A 21,188-nucleotide genomic window follows, 5' to 3' on the forward strand; every position below is an offset into this window, starting at 1 on the left:
GAAACGAAGGATAGAACGATGGCGATTGAACGCACGTTTTCGATGATCAAGCCGGATGCCACCAAGCGTAACCTCACGGGCGCCATCACCAAGGTGTTTGAAGACAATGGCCTGCGCGTCATCGCTTCCAAGCGCGTCTGGATGAGCAAGCGCGAAGCGGAAGGCTTCTATGCCGTTCACAAGGAACGTCCGTTCTTCGGCGAGCTGGTCGAAGGCATGATCTCCGGTCCGACCATCGTTCAGGTTCTGGAAGGCGAAAACGCCATCCTGAAGAACCGCGAGATCATGGGCGCCACCAACCCGGCCAATGCCGACGAAGGCACCATCCGCAAGACCTTCGCGCTGTCGATCGGCGAGAACTCGGTTCACGGTTCCGACGCTCCGGAAACCGCCGCCCAGGAAATCGCCTACTGGTTCTCCGAAACCGAGATTGTCGGCTGATCTAAGCCCGTCTCGACGGACGATTTTGATGAAACCGGGGCTCTGGCCCCGGTTTTTTCGTTCTGGGATATTCGGCTTCCGTCTGTCACGTCACGCCGGGCAGTCGTCGGGCTGGGCGTAGTCGAGCGTCCCATCCGGCTTGAAGACTTCCGGGTTCCGCTCATAACCGGCTCCGAGCACCAGCGGCTTGCTGGGAAGCACCGACTGGTCGACGTCCGAGACGAGCTGGGTCTTCAATTCCTGCAATGTCCGGCCGCCCGCATCCACCAGCCGGATATCCACGGAATAGGGTTTGTCCTTGCGCACGCAGCGGACATTGGGGCTCTGCAGGGTGATCTTGTTCCATGCGGGGAAGATCTTTTCGTTGATGACGATCGGATCGCCGCCGGCGGGGTCGTCGAATTTGGCGATTGCCACGGTTCCGTCCGGGATCGGCCCGGTCTTGTTGAGCGTCACGAGATAGGTGGCGCTGGCGACCCGGTAATTGAACACGAAGATATGCCCGCTCACCTCCACCAGCTTTTCGGTTTCCCGCTGGCATGCGGAAAGGGCAAGGGCTGCAAGGCTGAGAACCATAAACCGGCGCATCATGACGCGGCCTCCTTCTTCCTGCGATGATAATGGCGGCTGGCTTTGACGCGGTTGCCGCACACCGCCATGTCGCACCAGGTGCGGCTGCGGTTGCGGCTTCGGTCGAGGAACAGCCAGCCGCAACTGCCGCAGATCTTCATCCGCGAAATCTCTTCGTCGGCAAGCAGCCTGAGCGCCGAATGGGCGGTCGCCGCCTCCAGCGAATTCCTCTCCGCACGGCGAAGGATCGCCGCCGTCGCTTCGAGGAAATCGGCAAGCAATGTCTGCCCATCGTCGCCGAGAACCCGGGCGCGAAAATAGCGGTCGATCGCTTCGCGTAGCGTGAGAAACGGCGTGTGGTTCTCAGCTCGGACGGGCGCAAGATCGCCGAACAGCGTCCGTTCGGCCGAGAACTTTTCGGCGGCTTCCGGAAAGGCGTGCATCTGCTGCGGTTCCGCAAACCGGTCGATGCTACGTGTCGGATCGGAGCGCAGGATGACGCTGTTGGCAACATCCAGCGCCAGCGCGCCGCCGGCAAAACGATGCGGGGTCCAGGAAAAGTTCATGCAATATTATAACTGGTAAAATGAGATTGACCAGTTATATTCGTCATCGCTATCGGAGTGCCCATGGCCTATCTCTTGCAGCAACTGGCGAACGCGGTTCCGCTGGCGGCGCTCTATGCGACGCTCGCCTTCGGGTATGCGATCGCCTTTGCCGTGACGAAACGGGCCGACATCACCTATGGCGCGATCTTCGCCTTTTCCGGCCATCTCTATCTGCTCTTCGCCCATTTCAGCTGGAACCGGCTGTGGCTGATCCTGCCGGCCGCATTGGGGCTCGGTGCTGCGGCCGGGATCGCCGGCGGCATAGGGGCAGGGGTAACGATCGGGCAATTCGTCATGCGCCCGCTTGCAAAGATCTCGCCGAATGCCGTGATCGTCGCCTCGCTCGGCGTGCTGATGGTGCTGATGGAGGGTGCCCGCATCGCTGCCGATACCCGCGAACTCTGGCTGCCGCCCTTCCTCAACGATGCGGTCGTCTTCTGGCACGCAGACGGCTTTCCGGTGACCCTGACGCTGATCCAGCTCGCCAACGTTGCCATCATGCTGGCGGCCATCGGCGCGGGCTATCTGATCTTGACGCGCACCCATTGGGGCCGCATGTGGCGGGCAGTCTCAGACGATCCGCTGGCGGCGGAACTCTCCGGCACCAATTCCGCGCGGGTCTTCGTCGTGGCCTACGCGGCGGCAGCGCTCTATGCCTCGATCTGCGGCGTGCTCGCGACCTCCCACTTCGGCACGATGGATTTTGGCGCCGGCCTGCTGTTCGGCTTGAAAGTGGTACTGATCGCTGCGGCCGGCGGCCATTCCAACCCGCTGCGTGCCGCCGCCGGCGCCGCTGTCATAGGTTTTGCCGAAACGCTCTGGAGCGGCTACGGCCCGATCGTCTGGCGCGACCTTTTTGTAGTCGCAGCACTGGTCATGGTGCTGGTGATGAGCCGGCGGGAGCGGGTGGTGCCTTGAGCGGATACGCGAACAGGATGCGCTTCGTGAGAAATTGGGATATCCTAGCGGAACAACGCGAGGCATGTCATGCAATTCACGATCGACGCAGCAAAGGATAATTTTTCGAAGCTCATCGATCTGGCGAGGGCCGGCGAGGATGTAGAGATTGTCGGAGGGAATACGCCGATCGCGAAGATCGTTCCGATGCCGCGGCGGAAATTTGCAATCGGGCTGCTGAAGGGCAAGGTCGAACGTGGCGGACCTGATTTCTTCTAGCTGACACGGTTCCCGGCTTAACCCGCCTGTGGTGACGAGCAGGGTATCGCCGTAGTCACCGCCACTTGTCCCGCGCAGTGTCGTCCGCGTCCTTGGCGGCGATCCAGTCGCCTTGACTGCCGTCGGCGGCGTGTTCCTTCTTCCAGAACGGGGCCGAGGTCTTCAAAAAATCCATGACGAAATTGGCGCCGTCGAAGGCAGCCTGCCGGTGTGGGGCGGCGGCGATGACCAGCACGATGTTTTCGCCGGGCATGATCTTGCCGAAACGGTGGATGGCGGTGAGGCCGAGCAGCGAAAAGCGATCGATCGCCAGCTCGCCGATGCGAAACATTTCAGCCTCCGCCATGCCTGGATAGTGTTCGAGTTCGAGTGCCGACAATGCACCCTGTTCGTCGCGGCAGAGGCCGGTGAAGGTGACGACGGCGCCGACGTTCTTGCGGCCGGCGGTCAATGCTGAGATTTCGGCTTGCAGGTCGAAGTCGGTCGACTGGACGCGGATGGTGGGAGCGGTCATCGGTAACCCCTTCCTCTCCGCGCTGGGGAGAAGTGGGATGTTCCGCAACTGGCGCCGGCCCCAGCCATTATCACCCGCCCGTCATCGGTGGAAAAATGCCGATCTCCCGCGCGCCGGCGATCGGTTCGTCGTGTTCGGCATGTTCCTGGTTGATGGCCACCCGGATGACCTCCGGGAACTGCAGGGCGTTCTCGTATTCCTCGCCAAGCGTCGTCAGATGGGCGAGCAAATCACGCACGGTGACGACGCTTGCCGGCAGGTCGAGGTCTTCCTCTTGCCTGCCGATCCGTTCGCGCACCCAGGCGAAATAGACAAGTTTGACGGTCATTCTTCGTCCACCAGATGTTTGACGCCGGCCTTGAAATAATCATAGCCGGTATAGAAGGTCAGGAACGCGGCGATCCACAGAAGCGCGATGCCCATCTGGGTCGTGTAGGGCACGATCTTGTCGCCGGCAGGCCCTGCCAGCAGGAAGGCGATCGCCACCATCTGGATCGTCGTTTTCCACTTGGCGATGCGCGTCACCGGCACGGAGACCTTCAGAGCGGCAAGATATTCGCGCAGGCCCGAGACGAGGATTTCGCGGCAGAGAATGGTGATTGCCGCCCAGAGCGACCATCCCGCGATCGTCTGGTCGGCGGCGAGCAGCAGCAGCACCGCAGCGACCAGCAGCTTGTCGGCGATCGGGTCGAGCATGCGGCCGATATTCGACGTTTGGTTCCAGATGCGGGCGAGGTACCCGTCGAGATAGTCGGTGATCGAGGCGACGGCAAACAGAACCAGCGCCGTCCAGCGCGCCACATCGGAGCTTTCAAGCTGCCCCTCGATGAAGAAGCAGCCGACGATGATCGGCACGGCCACGATGCGCGCATAGGTCAGAAGATTGGGGATATTGTATGCGCGCGACGCCATGGGGAGCCTTCCGGATGTTTGCTCCTAGTTGATGTGTTGAGGCCAAGGCGTCAACAGGGTTTCGCGGCTTTTTTGCAGCCGATGGCGTCATGCCGATTTAGCCAGCCCGGTTCTCGTGGAAATGGTTGTAGATCTGTTTGGCGACAGCCTCGGAAATGCCCTCGACCGCCATGAGGTCGGTCAGACCCGCGCGCGACACCGCCTTCGCCGTGCCGAAGTGCTGCAAAAGCTTGCGCTTGCGGCCGGGTCCGATCCCTGAAATCTCGTCGAGCGGGTTCTTGACCATCTCCTTCTTGCGCCTTGCCCGATGCGAGCCGATCGCAAAACGATGCGCTTCATCGCGCATACGCTGGATGAAATAGAGGACCGGATCACGCGGTGGCAGCGAGAAGTCGGATCGGCCGTCGGCGAAGAACCGCTCGCGGCCGGCATCCCGGTCGACGCCCTTGGCGACACCGATCGCGGTCACCACGTCGCGGATGCCGAGTTCGTCGAGAATGGCGCGTACCGCGCTCATCTGCCCTTGGCCGCCGTCGATCAGGATCACGTCCGGCCAGGCTGGAAAGGCGGCATCGGCCGCATCCTCGGCGCTGGCGCCGGCAGCAGCGGTGCGGTCGGGAATGCCCTCTTCCTTGAGGAGGCGCGAGAAGCGGCGGGTCATTACCTCGCGCATCATGCCGAAGTCGTCGCCGGGGGTGATGTCGGTCGATTTGATGTTGAACTTGCGGTACTGGCTCTTCACGAACCCTTCCGGCCCCGCGACAACCATGCCGCCGACGGCATTGGTGCCCATGATATGCGAGTTGTCGTAGATCTCGATGCGGCGCGGCACGGAGGACAGGCTGAAGGTCTCCGCGAGCCCCTGCAGCAGGCGGGCCTGCGACGAGGTTTCGGCAAGCCGGCGGCCATGCGCCTCGCGGGCATTGGCCAGCACGTGGTCGGTCAGGTCCTTCTTCTCGCCGCGCTGGGGCACGGAGATCGTCACCTTGTGGCCGGCCTTCTCAGAAAAAGCCTGGGCGAGCAGATCCTGTTCGTCGACGGTTTCCGAGAGCAGGATCTGCTTCGGCACCGGCTTGTCGTCATAGAACTGCGCGAGGAAGGCGTTGAGCACTTCCGGGCCGGAAAGCTGCGGGTCGGCCTTGGGGAAATAGGCGCGGTTGCCCCAGTTCTGGCCGGTCCTGAAGAAGAACACCTGGATGCAGGACATGCCGCCCTCGTTGTAGATGGCGAAGACATCCGCCTCCTCGACGCCGGCCGGGTTGATGCCCTGGTGGCTCTGGACGTGGCTGAGCGCCGCCAACCGGTCGCGATAGATCGCGGCGCGCTCGAAATCCAGGTCCTCGGAGGCTTCCGTCATCTGGCGGGCGATCGCCGACTTGACGTTCTGGCTCTTGCCGGAAAGGAAATCCTTGGCTTCCTCGACCAGCGCCGCATAACCCTCGTCGCTGATCTCGCGGGTGCAGGGGCCCGAACAGCGCTTGATCTGGAACAGCAGGCACGGGCGGGTACGGGTCTCGAAGACGCTGTCGGTGCAGGTGCGAAGCAGGAAGGCGCGCTGCAGGGAATTGATGGTGCGACCGACGGCGGCCGCCGACGCGAAGGGGCCGAAATAATCGCCTTTGCGCGCCCGCGCGCCGCGATGCTTGAAGATCGCCGGAGCCCGGTGGTCGCCAGTGATCATGATATAGGGAAAGGATTTGTCGTCGCGCAGAAGAACGTTGAAGCGCGGCCGCAGGCGCTTGATGAGATTGGCCTCGAGCAGCAGCGCCTCGGTTTCCGTCCGCGTCGTGACGAATTCCATATGGGTGGTTTCGCGCACCATCTTGGCGATGCGGTTGGAATGGACGCGGCCCTGCGCATAATTGCCAACGCGTTTTTTGAGGCTGCGCGCCTTGCCGACGTAAAGCACGTCCTGCGCATCGTTGAACATCCGGTAGACGCCCGGCGCGTTCGGCAGGTGCTTGACGAATTCGGCGATCAGGTCTGCACCCTTCAGCCCGCTGTCGTTCTTCCAGCCTTCGTTCCAGTCGATCGACGCGGCAGGACCCTGGGCCGGCTCGGTGACCAGCACATCGTCGTCGTCTTCTTCCGTCTCGTCGTAGAGAACGCCGCCGTCGGGCAGCTTCGTTCCGTTCATTCCTAGTCTCCGCCGGATGTCGGCATCCGGCCATCACCGATTCGAACCATGCGTCCATGACATGTGCCGACGACGGCAGCTTGTCAAAATATTGCGCTGAAGCGGCCCGATTCCCTGCGCAAAGGCCGCTGCCGGAGAAATAGTGTCTCGGGGCAGATTTTGAAAGCGCTAGCAAAAATTCCGCCCATGCTCTTGACGAAGGCCGAAATGGCCGTTCCCGCGGTGGAATATTTAAGGCAGAAATCCGGCGGCCGACGCCGGCCGTCCGCCTGCGGAGAGGCGAAATACGTCCGTGTTTCTGCTAAAGTTTTGATTTCTACAAGCGGCCGATCCGGTTTTGCTGCGAATACAAGTCGAACTTGGCGAGTGGCGCCCGCGCTGGTTCGCGCTGACAAGTGTATTGACTGAGTTGTGCTTTGGATTTAAGAAGTAATTTATAAATGTAAAAATATTTATATTTAAAGTAAGCATTGCTTAAGGTTAATCAAACGTGTGTTGCGATACAGCAACATCAAATTTTGGCCTTCTGTGTGCCACAATCAATTCACATTTCGGCTCTTTCTATTCCTCAATTGCCCTCCACATTCCGTTTCAGCGGGCAGGGAACAAATGTGTCGCCAACCATGTTGTCGCGGCGAATTCCCGGCGCAGCAGTAAAAGGAGAAAATGTATGCGTACTCTCATCGCAACTCTGATGGCCTCGGCAGTCAGCTTCATCGCCATCTCCGCGGCCAATGCCGCTGATGCCGTCGAACAAATTCCGCAGGCCCCGGTTGCAACCGAAGAGCCGGCCCCGGCTGCCAGCTGGCAGGGTTTCTATCTCGGTGGTTATGGTCAGTATGACTGGGGTCGCTTCGGTAGCGGCGACCGCGACGGCCAGTTCGGCGGCGGTGCTTATACGGGCTACAACTTCCAGAGCGGCTCGATCGTTTACGGTGTCGAAGCAGACGTCGGTTACAACGGCACGAAGAGCACCACGGACGATGGCTTTGAAGGCAAGGCTGGCTGGAACGGCTCGGTTCGTGGCCGCGTCGGCTACGACCTCAACCCCTTCCTGATCTACGGTACGGCCGGTGTCGCTCTGCAGGACAACGAACTGCGTGACGCGACCTCGTCCGACAGCAAGACCGGCGTAGGTTACACGGTCGGTGCCGGTGCTGAAGCCTTCATCACCAACAACGTCACCGCTCGTGTCGAATACCGCTACACGGATTACGGTTCGGACAGCTACTCGCTCGATTCCGGTTCGGTCTCGAAGGGCTTCGACGACCACAGCGTCAAGGTCGGTATCGGCGTGAAGTTCTAAGTTCGATAGCCTTAACAGGCTGGGGAAAGCCCGGGCTTCGGTCCGGGCTTTTTTTGTTTCAGGCCGCCGATTTCATGGCGGTATAGGAGGCGAAGCGCTTGGTGAAGACGTCCGGCCAGGAGGCAAGTTCCGGCCGGCCCGCGGCCCATTGCCCGTTGAAGCGCAGATCGAGGTAACCGACCAACGCAGCCAGCGCGAAATGGCCGCCATGCAGTTTCTTGCCGGTTTTCGGCAGGTTATTCTCGAGGTGATCGAGCCCGCGCACGACCTTGCCCCACTGTTTGTCGATCCATGGCTGGTGGACCTTGTCCTCGTCGCGCGAGCGGCGCTCGTAGACGATTGCCAGAAGGCAATCCGTGATGCCGTCGCAGAGCGCTTCCAGCACTTCCGCCTCGGTGCGCTTGGCGTCCTTCTTCGGATAGAGCTTGCCGCCCGACTGACGATCGAGCCAGTGCATGATCGCGATGCTGTCGTAGATCGGCGGCTCGCCATCACGGAGCAGGACAGGGATCTTGCCGAGCGGGTTGTTGCTCACCAGTTCTGGCGGAGCCGCGTTGGTGTCGGTCTTCACCTCGGTGATCCCGATGCCGAGATGGCGCGCCGCCATGCGCACCTTGGCGGAATAGGGCGAGGCCGGGGAATAAAGCAGCTTCATGATCTTTCCTTCTCGACGAACTTCAGCGCGCCGTCATTTCGCGGGCGGCAGGATGATCTGGCTGACCTTGCAGCTGTCGCGGTCGACCTCGGCGCAATCACGGAATTGCAGATCCTTGGTGAAACAGATGCGCACCTCTTCCAGCTGACGGCCCTCGCAGCTCGTCGAGATGCCGCGGTGGCTCATGCCCGGATTGGCGGCAACGAATTTCTCTTCGATCTGGTCGGCCGACAGTGTCACGGCCGCGTCGCCGCGGGACAGATCGGCGGGCAGTTTGATCCGCGAAAAGGCCTCGCGGACCTTCTCGAAATAATCAGCCTGGCTGAGCCCGGTGCAGCTTCCGTGCTTGCGCCACTGGTGTCCGATCAGGCCCATCGACGGCATGATGTCGAAGAGCGGTTTGCCGAGCGACTGCGGCACACGGCCCGGCTCCTTCGTCTCGCAGAAATCCGGATAGCCCTTTTCGTATTGCGGCCACAGCCCGTGGACGATGAAACGGAAGTCCTTGTCCGTGCTGCATTGCTGGTCGTTTTTGCCGCCGCTCTGCGAAGCGCAGAAGGTTGGCGACCAGGAAAGCGACAGGACGTAGAAATCGAACTGTCCCGCGTGATCCTGCCGATTGTCCGATCGGCGCTCCTGGGCGGAGGCGGTGGATGCGAAAAGCGCGAGAAAAAGGAAAGCGATAAATCGGTTGGTCATCGGCCGGCCCCCTGCAATGCGCGGCACCATGGGCGGGAAGCCGCGCCCGGTCAAGACTCCGAATCGAGGTCGTTGTCGACGGTCTCGCCGGTCAGCCAGAAGGCTCGTTGCGAGGCGAACCGATCCTGCGCCAGGATGGTTTTCAACGTCGGCAGAAGCGTGTGCAACTCCTCCTTCAGCGTGAAGGGCGGGTTGACGATGATGAGGCCGGAGCCGGACAACCCGGTCGTCTCGCGGTCGCTTTGAACGGTCAACTCGGCGCACAGCATTTTCGGGATGTCCAGCGCCTTCAGCTCATCGTGAAAGGCCCTGAGCGGCGCGCCCTTCTTGATCGGATACCAGAGGCAGAAGGTGCCGCCTTGAAAGCGGCGCCAGCCGGTCGACAGGCCTTTCACCAGGCGCCTGTATTCGCCTTCTTCCTCGAAAGGCGGATCGACGAGCACAATTCCGCGCTTTTCCTTCGGCGGCAGATGCGCGCCGAGCGCCAGCCAGCCGTCGAGTTCGGTGGCGCGTACCTGGAAATCGCCCTCGAACAGATTGTGCAGGCGATTGAAGTCTTCCGGATGCAGTTCCATTGCCGACAACCGGTCCTGAGGGCGGAACAGCATGCGGGCAAGTTTCGGCGAGCCGGGATAAAGTTTCAGCGCGCCGGTCGGGTTCAGTTCCCTGACCGCCGTCAGATAGGGCTCCAGCAAGTCCGCGACCTTTGCCGGCAGTTCCGCGTCCATCAGCCGGCCGATGCCGTCGCGCCATTCGCCTGTCTTCTGCGCCTCGTCCGAGGAAAGGTCATAAAGCCCGATGCCGGCATGGGTATCCAGCAGACGAAAAGCCTTGTCCTTGTTCTGTGCATAGCGGATCAGCCGCGCCAGGATCGCGTGTTTGAGAACATCGGCAAAATTGCCCGCGTGATAGATGTGCCGGTAGTTCATCGTTGCTGGTGTCTCGCTTGAATTAAATTGATGCGCTGCAAATCACGCTTTTTGCGGACGTCAGCTTGCAATATAGAAAAGCCATGAACGTTGCGACCCCGATTACCGCGAAAACCCCAATCGCCCCCGAAAAGTCCGGCCACAATTCCGTCGGACACACCGTCTGTCCGCACGACTGTCCGTCGGCCTGCGCACTGGACATAGATCTCACCGCCGACGGCAAGATCGGCCGCGTGCGGGGTGCCGCCGACAACAGCTATACGGCCGGCGTCATCTGCGCCAAGGTCGCCCGATACTCCGAGCGGCTCTACCATCCCGGCCGGCTGATGCACCCGAAGCGCCGCTTGGGCGCCAAGGGCGAGGGGAACTGGCAGGAGCTGTCCTGGGAGGCCGCACTCGACGAGATCGCTAACGCCTTCGTCAAGGCGGAGGCGAGATACGGATCGGAAGCGATCTGGCCCTATTTTTATGCCGGCACCATGGGCCAGGTGCAGCGCGATTCGATCGAGCGGCTGCGGCATGCGAAAAAATACTCCGGCTTCTTCGGCACGATCTGCACCAACATGGCCTGGACCGGTTACGTGATGGGAACCGGCGCTCTGCGCGGTCCCGATCCGCGCGAGATGGCAAAGTCCGATTGCGTGGTGATCTGGGGCACCAACGCCGTCTCCACGCAGGTCAACGTCATGACCCACGCGGTGAAGGCGCGCAAGGAGCGCGGCGCCAAGATCGTCGTCATCGACATCTACGACAACCCGACGATGAAACAGGCCGATATGGCGCTGACCGTGCGCCCCGGCACCGATGCGGCGCTTGCCTGCGCCGTCATGCACGTCGCCTTTCGCGATGGATATGCAGACCGCGCCTATATGGCGCAATATGCCGACGACCCGGCCGGCCTCGAAGCGCATCTGAAGACGAAAACGCCGGAATGGGCCTCCGCCATCACCGGCCTGTCGGTCGAAGAGATCGAGACCTTCGCCCGCCTCGTCGGCACGACCCAGAAAACCTTCTTCCGGCTGGGCTACGGTTTTGCCCGCCAGAGGAACGGCACGGTCGCCATGCATGCGGCGCTGTCGATTTCGACCGTGCTCGGCTGCTGGCAGTACGAGGGCGGCGGCGCCTTCCACAACAACGGCGAAATTTTCCGGCTCAACAAGTCCGAGCTGATGGGCACGGCCTATGCCGATCCCGATATCCGCCAGCTCGACCAGTCGCAGATCGGCCGGGTGCTGACCGGCGATGCGGAAGCGCTGCGGAACGGCGGGCCGGTAACAGCGCTCTTGATCCAGAACACCAATCCGATGAACGTCGCCCCAGAACAGCGCCTCGTCCGCCAGGGCTTCTTGCGCGACGACCTGTTCGTTGCGGTGCACGAGCAGTTCATGACCGATACGGCCGAAGTCGCCGATATCGTCCTGCCAGCCACCATGTTCGTCGAGCATGACGATCTTTACCGCGCCGGTGGCCAGCAGCATATCCTGCTCGGGCCAAAGCTGGTCGAGCCGCCGTCCACGGTGCGCACCAACCTCTTCGTCATCGAAGAACTGGCCAAGCGACTCGGCGTCGATCATTTCCCCGGTTTCTGCCTTGACGAACGCCAGCATATCGACCGCATCCTGAAGGCCAGCCACTGGGGCGCCTACGAGGATCTGGCGCAGACCAAATGGATCGACGCCCAGCCGGATTTCGAAACCGCCCATTACATCAAGGGTTTCGGTTATCCCGATGGGAAATTCCGCTTTCGGCCGGATTGGGCGAACGGCCCGTCGCCGGACAAGCCGCCGAAAAATGTCGGGCCGCTGGGACCGATCGGCGAACTGCCGGTCTTCCCCGACCAGGTCGATGTCATCGAAGTGGCGGACGAGGCGCATCCCTTCCGGCTGGCGACTTCCCCGGCCCGCAGCTTCCTCAACTCCTCCTTCACCGAGACGAAAAGCTCCTATGAGCGGGAAGGGCGGCCGGAAGTGATGATCGAGCCGACCGATGCGGAGCGCCTCGGCATCGTTGACGGCGATATCGTCCGGCTCGGCAACACCCGCGGCGAAATCCGCCTGCATGCAAGGCTCGTGGCCGGCGCGAGGCCGGGCGTGCTGATCGCCGAGGGGCTGTGGCCGAACAGCAAACATCTCGACGGCGAGGGCATCAACGTGCTGACCGGCGCCGACGCCGTTGCGCCCTATGGCGGTGCGGCCTTCCACGACAACAAGGTATGGCTTCGCAAGGACGCAGCATGACCGGGCGGAATGATCGGGTGAAGCTCGTCAGCGAGAAGACGTTGTCGGATGGCTGGACGCGGCTTTCGAGCTACGAACTCGACTACGCCGATCGCAGCGGCGAAACCCACCGCCTGCATCGCGAAATCTACCATAAGTCCGAGGCCGCCTGCATCCTTCTCTACGATGCGAAGCGCGACATGGTCGTGCTGGTGAGGCAGTTCCGATTGCCCGCCTATCTGACCGGCAAGCCGGCATGGATGGTCGAAGTGCCGGCCGGGCTGCTCGACGAGGACCACCCGGAAGAGGCGATCCGGCGCGAAGCGATGGAGGAAACCGGCTACCGCCTGCGGGATGTGCGGTTTGTTTTCAAGGCATTCATGTCGCCGGGCGCGATCACCGAACTCGTGCATTTCTTCCATGCGCCGATCGATCTCTCCGACCGGGTGAACGGCGGCGGCGGGCTTGCCGAGGAGCACGAGGATATCGAGGTTCTCGAACTGCCGCTCGACGAGGCCTTCGCGATGATCGCCAACGGCGACATCATCGATGCGAAGACAATCATGATGCTGCAATGGGCGGTGATAAACCGGTCATCGTTCACCGTCTGATGTCCCGGCGGTGCCGCCGCGCAATGCTTGAGGCCCCGATAGACGCGTTCGCCTGTTGTTTCAGACGCCGTGCGAATGTGACTTGACCTTAAGCCGCCCGGATTTCACATGAATGTCACGAATGGCGGCTAAGCGCTGCGTCTTGATAATCATCCTTATATGGTCAGGAGAAAGCCATGTGGCTCGGCAATTTCACCCTCGTTCTGCCGAACGAGGTGGTGAACTCAGGTTCTGTGCGGATTGAAGATGGCGTGATCGCCGAGATTCGCCCCGAACCGGTCGCCGGCGCCGTGATCGACGGCGGCGGGCGACTGCTGATGCCGGGCTTCGTCGATCTGCATGGCGACATGATCGAGCGCGAGATCGCGCCGCGGCCGAACGCCCAGATGCCGATCGATTTCGGCATCCACGAACTAGACAAGAAGCTTGCCGCAGCCGGCGTCACCACGGCCTACGCAGCCGTTTCCTTTGCCACCGAAAGCGTCTACGGCCATGTCCGCTCGCTGGAAACGACCTCGGCCATCATCGAGGGCATCAACCGCCTGGGCGACAATCTGCTGATCGACCACCGCGTTCACGCCCGCTACGAGATCACCAATGTCGGCGCGGCGCCGGCTCTGGAACGGCTGCTGAAGGCCGATGAAATCGACATGGTATCGCTGACCGACCACACGCCAGGCCAGGGCCAGTACAACAACATCGCCGCCTACGTTGCCAGCATCTCGGAACGCCGGGCGATTTCCGAGGAAATGGCCGCCGAGATCGTTCAGAAGCGCATTGCCATGCGCAACGATCCGCAGATCGAGGTGAAGCTGAAGGAAATCGTTTCGCTCTCCTTGCAACACGGCCTGTCGCTCGCTTCCCATGACGACGACAGTATCGAGAAGGTGGCGGAGATGTTCGATCTCGGCGTCACGATCAGCGAATTCCCGGTAACCTTGCCGGCCGCCGAGGAGGCGCGCCGACGCGGGCTCTGGACGCTGATGGGCGCCCCGAACGCGCTGCGCGGCCAGTCGATGTCCGGCAATCTCAGCGCGCTCGACGCCGCCAAGGCCGGTCTGTTGACGGTGATTGCCGCCGATTACCATCCGGCCGCCTTCGTGCCGGGCATCTTCAAGCTGGCGGAGGCATCGGCAGGCGGCCTGCCGGCAGCCGTCGCCATGGCGACCGGCAATGCCGCCCGCTCCGCCGGCCTGACGGATCGCGGCGAGATCGCGGTCGGCCAGCGCGCCGATCTGGTCGTGGTGGAAAAGGGCGACGTGCACCGCATCCGGGCCACCTTCCGCGCCGGCCGCTTCGTCTACAGCGACGGCACGCTGCACCCGCTCCGGGCATTGGCGGCGTAAGGCTCGGATTCTATTCCTCCCAGGACTTCTGGTTCTTCGGCAACCTGCCTGTCGGGTCGATGACGTGGACGCGGCAGGTCGGCTCCCCAGTCCCACAGCACGAGATTGCTGACCGAGGTTGCGGCCCGGTGGGCGAAGGAGGGGACGAGGATGCCGGCATAAGTGCCGGAAAGATCGTCATAAATCACCCACGACTCCGGTCGCCTGCTTTCCGAGAGTGCGGACGCCCAGGCGGAGGCCATGACATCAAGCGATATGCCAAGCGCATTTTGCGAAACCTCGTCCGTAAGGTCGGCGATATCGTCGCAATCGATATCGTAGGAGCAGATCGTCAACGGATGGATCTTGTGTCCAAACCCTTGGCTTGCTTCGGTGATCGCACCTTCGATCGAAGTAGAGAGATAGAGTGCCGGTATGCCCTTGGGATTGAAGCGGGCACCGCGAATGGCCGCACCTTCGCCGGAGATCGGACTGATCGCCCAGCGCGGATCATGGGCGCGATAGCAGACGCCCTGGAACCTCAAGCAAAGCCGCCGATCGCCAGATGATCGAGATAGTCGCGCAAGGCGGCTGCCTTGCCGTTCTTGACGATGCTCTCTGCTGTCCGGCCGCCAAAGGCCGGAATGGGCTCGGCACGATACCAGGCCAGGGCCTGCCGTTCGCTTCCTGCCCACTCGCTGACGCGGTGGATGATCTCCGCCATTTCACCGATCCGGGTGGTCGCTGCAGGAGACTGCGCTCGCTCCTTGCGCTGGAGCGTGTTGGCGGAAAGCCCGGCCGTCTCAGCCAGTTCGCGTTTTGAGATCCCAAGGCGGATAGACACGGCTTCGGCTTCCATCGACGGCATCCCTAAATCGAGAATTCGCTGAGTTTTACCAACCATGTCCGGTCTCCTGTACGAAGATTACGTACAGAATGTAGGACGTTGGGCGCTCCATGTCGAGTCCCGGCTCTATCTGCCCGCCGAGAAGATCCGCTGATCCGCGATATCGGTCGTTGTGCCGGGCGAGGTGATCGTCCGGCCGCCCTCCATCCGCACCTTGCCTTCCGCCAGCAGCTTCAGGGCCAGCGGATAGAGCTTGTGCTCGACGGTCAGCACGCGGCCGGCCAAGGTCTCGGCGGTGTCGTTGGCAAGCAACGGGACGGCGCCTTGGGCGACGATCGGGCCTTCGTCCATGCCTTCGGTGACGAAATGCACGGTGCAGCCGGCGATCTTCACGCCGGCCTGGATGGCGCGTTCATGGGTATGGAGGCCCGGGAAGAGCGGCAGAAGGGCAGGGTGGATGTTGAGGATGCTGCCTTCGTAGCGGCTGATGAACTCGGCCGAGAAGAGCCGCATGTAGCCGGCGAGGCAGAGGATGTCCGGCTGGACCTCGTCGAGGGCCGCAAGGATCGCCGCCTCGTGTTCGGCCTTGCCGGCAAAACCCTTGCGTTCGAAGACGAAGGTTTTGATGCCGCGCGCCTGCGCCTTCTCGATGCCGCCCGCCGAGGGTTTGTCGGAGAAGACTGCGACGATTTCGGCCGGGAAATCCGGCGCGGCGCAGGCATCGGCGAGCGCCAGCATGTTGGAGCCGCCACCGGATATGAACACGGCGACGCGCTTTCTGCGCGCCGTTTCTGCCGCCGGTGCGCTCATAGTCCGAGCGTGCCCTGGTAGATCACGCCGGGGCCGCCTTCGGCGCGCTCGACCATGCGGCCGAGCGGCACGACGATCTCGCCCTCACCGGTCAGGATATCGGCGACCGCCTGGGCGTTCTCGGGCGCGACCACGACGATCATGCCGATACCGCAGTTGAAGGTGCGCAGCATTTCCTTCGGTTCGACGCCGCCGGTTTTGGCGAGCCACGAGAAGACGGGCGGGACGGGAATGGAGTCGAGATCGATTTCGGCCGCCAGGTTTTTCGGCAGCACGCGCGGAATGTTTTCCGGAAAACCGCCGCCCGTAATGTGGGCGAGCGCCTTCAGGGCGCCGGTCTCGCGGATCGCCTTCAGCAGCGGCTTCACGTAGATGCGGGTCGGCGTCAAAAGCGCCTCACCCAGAGTCATGCCCTCACGGAAGGGAGCGGGCGCGTCCCAGGCGAGGCCCGAAAGCGTCACGATCTTGCGCACGAGCGAGAAGCCGTTCGAATGGACCCCCGACGAGGTCAGGCCGAGGATGACGTCGCCGGAAGCGATATCGCCGACCGGCAGCAATTGGCCGCGCTCGGCGGCACCGACTGCAAAACCGGCGAGGTCGTAGTCGCCGTCGGAATACATGCCGGGCATTTCGGCGGTCTCGCCGCCGATCAGCGCGCAGCCCGCCTCGCGGCAGCCGGCGGCGATGCCGGAGACGATTGCCGCACCCTGGTCCGGGTCGAGCTTGCCGGTGGCGAAATAGTCGAGAAAGAGCAGCGGCTCGGCGCCCTGGACGACGAGATCGTTGACGCACATGGCGACAAGGTCGATCCCGACAGTGTCGTGGAAATTGGCGTCGATGGCGATCTTCAGCTTGGTGCCGACGCCGTCATTGGCGGCAACCAGGATCGGATCGGTGAAGCCCGCGGCCCTGAGGTCGAAGAGGCCGCCGAAGCCGCCGATCTCGCCGTCTGCGCCGGGCCGGCGGGTCGAGCGCACGGCCGGCTTGATCTTCTCGACCATGAGGTTGCCCGCGTCGATATCGACGCCGGCATCGCTATAGGTGAGACCGTTCTTGCCCGCCTCGCTCATCGTTCATCTCCAATGATCGTTGTAGCGGCCCGCAATTGCACGACATCGCGCCGGATGCAAGCGTTGGACGCGGTTTTGAAGGCTTTTCACAGGTCTTGCTGCACCGCTTCCAAACCCTTGACCTGGGTTACGGGCTTCCCTATCCCTTTTTTTTGCCCGGGCAATTCAGAGGAAGCGGCGATGGCATATCATATCAGCGGCGCAAGCCTGAAGCGCTACATCTTCTTCTGGGTCGGCGTTCTCATCGTCTTCGTGGTGTTTTTGTGGTTCTTCCGTTCGATCCTGCTGCCTTTCGTGGCCGGCATGGCGCTCGCCTACTTCCTCGATCCGGTGGCCGACTGGCTGGAAAGACGGGGCTTGAGCCGACTAATGGCGACGGTGGTGATCCTCGTCTGTTTCGTGCTGGTCTTCGCGCTGTCGCTGATGCTGGTGATCCCGATCATCATCAACCAGTTCACCGAGTTCGCCGCCGCCCTGCCGGGCTATATCTCCCAGCTGCAGCAGATCATATCGAGCCCGGAAAGCTCGTTCCTGCCGCATTGGATCAGCGCCCAGATCGAGACGGTCAAGCAGAATTTCTCCGAAGTGCTGAGCCAGGGTGCCGGTTTCGTCGGCTCGCTGCTCGCCCAGATCTGGAATTCCGGCAAGGCGATCATCGACCTCGTGTCGCTCTTGATTGTCACGCCCGTCGTCGCCTTCTACATCCTGCTCGATTGGGACCGGATGGTCGCCAAGGTGGATAGCTGGGTGCCGCGCGACCAGGTGGCGACGGTGCGCGAGATCGCCCGGGAAATGGATGAATCGGTCGCCGGTTTCATTCGCGGCCAAGGCTCGCTCTGCCTCATCCTCGGCATCTTTTATGCGGTTGGCCTGTCGGTCGTCGGGCTCAATTTCGGGCTCCTGATCGGCTTCGTCGCCGGCATGATCAGCTTCATTCCCTATATCGGCTCGCTGATTGGCCTGGTTCTCTCGGTCGGCGTGGCGCTGGTGCAGTTCTGGCCGGATTATCCGTGGATCATGGCGGTTGCCGGCGTCTTCTTCGTCGGCCAGTTCGTCGAGGGCAATATCCTGCAGCCGAAGCTGGTCGGCGAAAGTGTCGGCCTGCATCCGGTCTGGCTGATGTTCGCGCTGTTTGCCTTCGGCGCCATATTCGGCTTCGTCGGCCTGCTGATTGCGGTGCCGGCCGCCGCGGTGGTCGGCGTGCTTGTCCGTTTTGTGCTGTCGCGGTATCTTGACAGCGACATCTATTTCGGGCGAGCGGCGGAACTCCCCTGGGAAGAGGCCGAGCGGTCGCATGTGCTGGAACACGGCGAAAATGCTGGGCAGATAACCGGCCCGAATGACCCTCACGCGAATGACTCTCAGAAGAGCATTTGAAAGACCAATGACCGAGACGAGCGAGCGCGAGCGGCGCAGACAAGAGCAGTTGCCGCTGCAATTCACCCATGATGCGGCGAGAACCCGGGACGACCTCCTGGTGTCCGAACGCCTGGCTGCGGCCGTGGCGATCGTCGACGAATGGCCGGCCTGGCCATCGCCGGTCGTCGTGCTGGCGGGTCCGGTGGGGTCGGGAAAATCGCACCTGGCGCATATCTGGCGGGAAAAGGCGGGGGCGGCCGAGATCCATCCCGTCGCCGGCTCGAATGCCGCGGCGGTTGCCGCTGCCGGGCCGGTCCTCTTCGAGGATGCCGAACGCCGTGGTTTCGACGAAACCGAACTTTTCCACGTCATCAACAGCGTGCGCGAGAACGGCCATAGCCTGCTGATGACCTCGCGCCTGTGGCCGGTCTCCTGGGGCGTTACCCTGCCGGACCTCAAATCCCGGCTGAAGGCGGCGACCGTGGTGGAAATCGGCGAACCGGACGAGGATCTTTTGGCCCAGGTGATCGTCAAGCTGTTCGCCGACCGCCAGCTTTATATCGACGATAAACTGGTGGGCTACATCGTCAACCGGATGGAACGGTCGCTCGGTGCGGCGCAGACGATCGTCGAGCGGCTGGACCGCCTGGCGCTGGCGCGCGGTACCAGGATAACCCGTCCGCTGGCGGCGGAAGTGCTGAACGATTTTGGGAATTCCGGGACCGCTGCCGGCGCTGACGATTGACTGTGACAGTTCCCTCGTCAAACTGTATTCGGCCCTAAGGGGTAGCATGGGATGGATGAGATGGATTCGATCACGACTGAAACGCGCGAGCCTGGTCTGGAAGCGGCCAATACCGACTTCGACCTGATGAGCAGTCCGGACCGGTTTATCAATCGTGAATTCTCCTGGCTGCAGTTCAACCGCCGCGTTCTCGAGGAAACGCTGAATACCGCCCATCCGCTTCTGGAGCGGGTCCGCTTCCTGTCGATCTCGGCCGCCAATCTCGACGAATTCTTCATGGTGCGCGTCGCCGGCCTCGAAGGCCAGGTGCGCCAGGGCATCGTCATCCGCTCGCCGGATGGCAAGACGCCGGCCGAACAGCTCGACAATATCCTGCAGGAGATCGACAACCTGCAGATGGAGCAGCAGGCCTCGCTTGCCGTGCTGCAGCAGTATCTCGCCAAGGAAGACATCCTGATCGTCAGGCCCGCGGCACTTTCCGCCGAGGATCGCAACTGGCTGGCGAACTCTTTCGACGACGAACTTTTCCCGGTCCTCACGCCGCTGTCGATCGACCCGGCCCATCCGTTCCCGTTCATCCCCAACCTCGGCTTCTCGATGGGCCTGCAGTTGCACAGCAAGCACGGCAAGGAGCCGATGACCGGGCTGTTGCGCCTGCCGACCACGCTCGATCGCTTCATCCGCCTGCCGGACCTCAATTCGGCGATCCGCTACATCACCCTGGAAGATGTGGTGGGCATGTTCACCGACCGGCTCTTCCCCGGTTACGAGGTGAAGGGCGCCGGCACGTTCCGCATCATTCGAGACAGCGATATCGAAGTCGAGGAAGAGGCCGAAGACCTGGTGCGCTTCTTCGAGACGGCGCTGAAGCGCCGCCGCCGCGGCAAGGTCATCCGCATCGAGACCGATTCGGAAATGCCGGCGTCGCTGCGTCAGTTCGTGGTGCAGGAACTCGGCGTGCCGGAAAACCGCGTCGCGGTTCTGCCGGGCCTTCTGGCGCTCAACACCATGTCCGAAATCACCAAGGCGCCGCGCGACGACCTGCGCTTCGAGACCCACAATGCCCGATTTCCCGAGCGAGTTCGCGAACACGCTGGCGACTGCCTTGCAGCCATCCGCGAAAAGGACATGGTGGTTCATCATCCTTACGAATCCTTTGACGTGGTTGTGCAGTTCCTTCTGCAGGCGGCGCGCGACCCGGACGTGCTCGCCATCAAGCAGACGCTCTACCGCACCTCGAACGACAGCCCGATCGTCCGGGCGCTGATCGATGCGGCCGAAATGGGCAAGTCGGTGACGGCACTGGTCGAGCTCAAGGCCCGGTTCGACGAAGAGGCGAACATCCGCTGGGCCCGCGACCTGGAGCGCGCCGGCGTGCAGGTGGTCTTCGGTTTCATCGAACTGAAGACCCACGCCAAGATGTCGATGGTTGTGCGCCGCGAGGACGGCAAGCTGCGCACCTACTGCCATCTCGGCACCGGCAACTACCACCCGATCACCGCCAAGATCTATACGGACCTGTCCTTCTTCACCTGCAACCCGAAGATCGCCCACGACATGGCGAACATCTTCAACTTCATCACCGGTTACGGCGAGCCGGCGGAAAGCATGAAGCTGGCGGTTTCGCCCTATACGCTCCGTCCGCGCATCCTGCGCCATATCGAGGAGGAGATCTGCCACGCCCAGGAAGGCAAGCCGGCGGCGATCTGGATGAAGATGAATTCGCTGGTCGATCCGGAAATCATCGACGCGCTCTATCGCGCCAGCCGCGCCGGCGTCGAGATCGACCTCGTGGTGCGCGGCATCTGCTGCCTGCGTCCGCGGGTGGCCGGCCTCTCCGACAATATCCGCGTCAAGTCGATCGTCGGCCGCTTCCTGGAACACAGCCGCATCTTCTGCTTCGGCAACGGTTTCGGCCTGCCGTCCGACAAGGCGCTGGTCTATATCGGCTCCGCCGACATGATGCCGCGCAACCTCGACCGCCGGGTCGAGACGCTGGTGCCGCTCCTCAATCCGACCGTGCACGAGCAGGTTTTATCCCAGATCATGCTCGGCAACCTGATTGACAACCAGCAGAGCTACGAGATATTGGCCGACGGCACGTCGCGGCGCATGGAAGTGCGCAAGGGCGAGGAACCTTTTAACGCGCAGCACTATTTCATGACCAATCCGAGCCTCTCGGGGCGCGGTGAAGCCCTGAAGTCCAGCGCTCCGAAACTTATCGCCGGCCTTGTGTCGGGACGCAAGAAATAGGCAAT

At 62.3% G+C, this 21,188-nt stretch carries 22 protein-coding genes and 1 pseudogene; 10 read left to right on the forward strand and 13 right to left on the reverse strand.

The genetic code is table 11. The annotated features are described in order from the left end of the window. The first annotated feature begins 18 nt into the window (after positions 1–18). Entirely contained in the window at positions 19–441 is a 423-nt protein-coding gene (ndk, locus tag AC1DLT_RS18615; protein WP_038541734.1) for a nucleoside-diphosphate kinase, read from the forward strand. 90 nt (positions 442–531) lie between these two features. Here ndk and AC1DLT_RS18620 read toward each other — a convergent pair whose 3' ends face one another. After that, positions 532–1,032 carry a hypothetical protein gene (locus tag AC1DLT_RS18620; RefSeq protein WP_038541736.1) on the reverse strand — a complete coding sequence of 167 codons (501 nt, stop codon included), beginning with the start codon at positions 1,030–1,032 and terminating at the stop codon, positions 532–534. Continuing rightward, the gene (locus AC1DLT_RS18625) at positions 1,029–1,577 is read right to left on the reverse strand and encodes a CGNR zinc finger domain-containing protein (RefSeq protein WP_038541737.1); all 549 of its coding nucleotides are present in this window, start codon (positions 1,575–1,577) and stop codon (positions 1,029–1,031) included. Before AC1DLT_RS18625 ends, AC1DLT_RS18620 begins: the two co-directional genes overlap by 4 nt. 63 nt (positions 1,578–1,640) lie before the next feature. Between AC1DLT_RS18625 and AC1DLT_RS18630 the strand changes: the two genes are divergently transcribed. Together AC1DLT_RS18630 and AC1DLT_RS18635 are read left to right on the forward strand one after the other, a co-directional pair. After that, positions 1,641–2,537, forward strand: coding sequence for a branched-chain amino acid ABC transporter permease (locus AC1DLT_RS18630; protein ID WP_477487734.1), 897 nt, complete (start codon positions 1,641–1,643; stop codon positions 2,535–2,537). A gap of 69 nt (positions 2,538–2,606) precedes the next feature. Beyond that, a complete protein-coding gene (locus tag AC1DLT_RS18635; protein WP_477487735.1) occupies positions 2,607–2,795 on the forward strand; it encodes a type II toxin-antitoxin system Phd/YefM family antitoxin in 189 nt (62 codons plus the stop codon). Positions 2,796–2,850: 55 nt separating this feature from the next. Here the strand turns inward: AC1DLT_RS18635 and AC1DLT_RS18640 are convergent, their stop codons facing one another. The 4 genes from AC1DLT_RS18640 to uvrC all read right to left on the reverse strand — a co-directional run bounded on the left by AC1DLT_RS18640 (position 2,851) and on the right by uvrC (position 6,358). Continuing rightward, positions 2,851–3,309 (reverse strand): molybdenum cofactor biosynthesis protein MoaE, encoded by a 459-nt coding sequence (locus tag AC1DLT_RS18640; protein ID WP_247032030.1) that lies wholly within the window; start codon positions 3,307–3,309, stop codon positions 2,851–2,853. 70 nt (positions 3,310–3,379) lie between these two features. Then, entirely contained in the window at positions 3,380–3,637 is a 258-nt protein-coding gene (moaD, locus tag AC1DLT_RS18645; RefSeq protein WP_477487736.1) for a molybdopterin converting factor subunit 1, read from the reverse strand. Then, positions 3,634–4,221 (reverse strand): CDP-diacylglycerol--glycerol-3-phosphate 3-phosphatidyltransferase, encoded by a 588-nt coding sequence (gene pgsA / locus AC1DLT_RS18650; protein ID WP_038541747.1) that lies wholly within the window; start codon positions 4,219–4,221, stop codon positions 3,634–3,636. Before pgsA ends, moaD begins: the two co-directional genes overlap by 4 nt. Positions 4,222–4,318: 97 nt before the next feature. After that, positions 4,319–6,358 carry an excinuclease ABC subunit UvrC gene (uvrC, locus tag AC1DLT_RS18655; protein WP_477487737.1) on the reverse strand — a complete coding sequence of 680 codons (2,040 nt, stop codon included), beginning with the start codon at positions 6,356–6,358 and terminating at the stop codon, positions 4,319–4,321. Between the two features lie 670 nt (positions 6,359–7,028). Between uvrC and AC1DLT_RS18660 the strand changes: the two genes are divergently transcribed. Further along, positions 7,029–7,664, forward strand: coding sequence for an outer membrane protein (locus AC1DLT_RS18660; RefSeq protein WP_038541761.1), 636 nt, complete (start codon positions 7,029–7,031; stop codon positions 7,662–7,664). A 58-nt stretch (positions 7,665–7,722) separates the two neighbouring features. On the opposite strand, the gene AC1DLT_RS18665 is transcribed toward AC1DLT_RS18660, so the two are convergent. Genes AC1DLT_RS18665 through AC1DLT_RS18675 form a run of 3 tightly spaced genes read right to left on the reverse strand, consistent with a single transcriptional unit; the run spans position 7,723 to position 9,947 of the window. Continuing rightward, a complete protein-coding gene (locus AC1DLT_RS18665; protein WP_477487738.1) occupies positions 7,723–8,319 on the reverse strand; it encodes a glutathione S-transferase in 597 nt (198 codons plus the stop codon). Between the two features lie 33 nt (positions 8,320–8,352). Beyond that, positions 8,353–9,018, reverse strand: a complete 666-nt coding sequence (locus AC1DLT_RS18670) for a ribonuclease T2 family protein (protein ID WP_477487739.1) — start codon at positions 9,016–9,018, stop codon at positions 8,353–8,355. A 50-nt stretch (positions 9,019–9,068) separates the two neighbouring features. Next, positions 9,069–9,947 (reverse strand): 23S rRNA (adenine(2030)-N(6))-methyltransferase RlmJ, encoded by an 879-nt coding sequence (locus AC1DLT_RS18675; RefSeq protein ID WP_477487740.1) that lies wholly within the window; start codon positions 9,945–9,947, stop codon positions 9,069–9,071. 83 nt (positions 9,948–10,030) lie between these two features. On the opposite strand from AC1DLT_RS18675, the gene AC1DLT_RS18680 reads away from it, so the two are divergent. The 3 genes from AC1DLT_RS18680 (at position 10,031) to AC1DLT_RS18690 (ending at position 14,120) form a co-directional block, all read left to right on the forward strand. Beyond that, the gene (locus AC1DLT_RS18680; RefSeq protein ID WP_477487741.1) at positions 10,031–12,184 is read left to right on the forward strand and encodes a molybdopterin-containing oxidoreductase family protein; all 2,154 of its coding nucleotides are present in this window, start codon (positions 10,031–10,033) and stop codon (positions 12,182–12,184) included. Further along, complete coding sequence (locus AC1DLT_RS18685; protein WP_477487742.1) at positions 12,181–12,774, forward strand: NUDIX domain-containing protein; 594 nt, start codon at positions 12,181–12,183, stop codon at positions 12,772–12,774. Before AC1DLT_RS18680 ends, AC1DLT_RS18685 begins: the two co-directional genes overlap by 4 nt. Positions 12,775–12,950: 176 nt before the next feature. Further along, positions 12,951–14,120: an alpha-D-ribose 1-methylphosphonate 5-triphosphate diphosphatase gene (locus AC1DLT_RS18690; RefSeq protein ID WP_477487743.1), complete on the forward strand. Its 1,170-nt coding sequence runs from the start codon at positions 12,951–12,953 to the stop codon at positions 14,118–14,120. Positions 14,121–14,130: 10 nt separating this feature from the next. On the opposite strand, the pseudogene AC1DLT_RS18695 reads toward AC1DLT_RS18690, so the two are convergent. The 4 genes and pseudogenes from AC1DLT_RS18695 to purM form a co-directional block, all read right to left on the reverse strand. Continuing rightward, positions 14,131–14,644, reverse strand: a pseudogene (locus AC1DLT_RS18695) (RES family NAD+ phosphorylase). Beyond that, positions 14,641–14,967 carry an antitoxin Xre/MbcA/ParS toxin-binding domain-containing protein gene (locus AC1DLT_RS18700; RefSeq protein ID WP_038541783.1) on the reverse strand — a complete coding sequence of 109 codons (327 nt, stop codon included), beginning with the start codon at positions 14,965–14,967 and terminating at the stop codon, positions 14,641–14,643. The pseudogene AC1DLT_RS18695 and the gene AC1DLT_RS18700 overlap by 4 nt, the downstream one beginning before the upstream one ends. 105 nt (positions 14,968–15,072) lie before the next feature. Beyond that, positions 15,073–15,756, reverse strand: a complete 684-nt coding sequence (purN, locus tag AC1DLT_RS18705) for a phosphoribosylglycinamide formyltransferase (RefSeq protein ID WP_477487744.1) — start codon at positions 15,754–15,756, stop codon at positions 15,073–15,075. Continuing rightward, positions 15,753–16,826, reverse strand: a complete 1,074-nt coding sequence (gene purM / locus AC1DLT_RS18710; RefSeq protein ID WP_477487745.1) for a phosphoribosylformylglycinamidine cyclo-ligase — start codon at positions 16,824–16,826, stop codon at positions 15,753–15,755. Before purM ends, purN begins: the two co-directional genes overlap by 4 nt. 180 nt (positions 16,827–17,006) lie before the next feature. Here purM and AC1DLT_RS18715 point away from each other — a divergent pair, with 180 nt between their 5' ends. Genes AC1DLT_RS18715 through AC1DLT_RS18725 form a run of 3 tightly spaced genes read left to right on the forward strand, consistent with a single transcriptional unit; the run spans position 17,007 to position 21,183 of the window. Continuing rightward, entirely contained in the window at positions 17,007–18,203 is a 1,197-nt protein-coding gene (locus AC1DLT_RS18715) for an AI-2E family transporter (RefSeq protein WP_477487746.1), read from the forward strand. A 7-nt stretch (positions 18,204–18,210) separates the two neighbouring features. After that, the gene (hdaA, locus tag AC1DLT_RS18720; protein WP_477487747.1) at positions 18,211–18,930 is read left to right on the forward strand and encodes a DnaA regulatory inactivator HdaA; all 720 of its coding nucleotides are present in this window, start codon (positions 18,211–18,213) and stop codon (positions 18,928–18,930) included. Positions 18,931–18,990: 60 nt separating this feature from the next. Next, positions 18,991–21,183, forward strand: a complete 2,193-nt coding sequence (locus AC1DLT_RS18725; protein WP_477487748.1) for an RNA degradosome polyphosphate kinase — start codon at positions 18,991–18,993, stop codon at positions 21,181–21,183. Positions 21,184–21,188: the final 5 nt, after the last annotated feature.

The sequence above is a fragment of the Neorhizobium sp. 05N33 genome (assembly GCF_056397445.1).